Source organism: Shewanella sp. MBTL60-007, assembly GCF_019654915.1.
In the GTDB taxonomy this organism is placed as follows: Bacteria; Pseudomonadota; Gammaproteobacteria; order Enterobacterales; family Shewanellaceae; genus Shewanella.
On sequence record NZ_BPET01000168.1, the window covers coordinates 1 to 691 of the forward strand.

The following is a 691-nucleotide window of genomic DNA, read 5'->3' on the forward strand; positions in this document are numbered from 1 at the left end:
TAATTGGGGGAGTTTGTGTGGGGGGGGATAAAGAGTATTTAATGAGTATATATATTAGATAGATTTAAAATAAAGTACTGATAAGTGAAGTATTTTGCAGAAAGGAGAGAGGAAAAGGAAATAGAGGGAGGAAGGGAAAGGAAAGAGGGGGAAGAGGGAAGAAAAGAGGGAAAGGAAGGGAGAGGGGGAAAAAAGGAGGAAGAGAGAGAGGAGAAGAGAGGGGAAAGGGGAGAGGAGGGGAAAAAAAGAGGGAGGAGAAGAGAGGGAGGAGGAAGGGGAGAAAGAGGAAAAAAAGGGGAGAAGGGAAGGGGAGGAAGAGAGGGGGGGGGAAGAGAAAAAGGAAAGAAGAAGAGAAAAAGGGGGAAAGGAGAAAGGGGGGGAAGAGAGAAGGAAAGAAGAAGAGAGGGGAAAAGGGAGGGGAAGGAAGGGGAAAAAGGGGAGGAAGGGAAGAAGGAAGGGAAGGAAGGGGGGAAAGAAGGGGGGGAGAAAGGAGGAGGAGAAGAAAGGGGAAGGAGGGAAAAAGAAAGGAGGAGGGGGAGGGGGGAGAGAAAAAAGGGAGAGGGAGAGAAGGAGGAAAGGGGGAAAAAGAAGGAAAGAAGAAAGAAAGGAAAAAGGGGGGGAGAGAGAGGAAAAAGAAAGGAGGGAAAAAAAAGGGAAGAGAAAAGAAAAGGAAGAGGAGGGAGAGGGATAA

At 47.9% G+C, this 691-nt stretch carries 1 protein-coding gene; it reads left to right on the top strand.

What is annotated here, in order from left to right; translation table 11 throughout:
• Window positions 1-84 precede the first annotated feature (84 nt).
• Window positions 85-691, top strand: a 607-nt coding sequence (locus K5Q92_RS23875) for a hypothetical protein (protein WP_220771259.1), incomplete at its 3' end; no start/stop codon positions are given.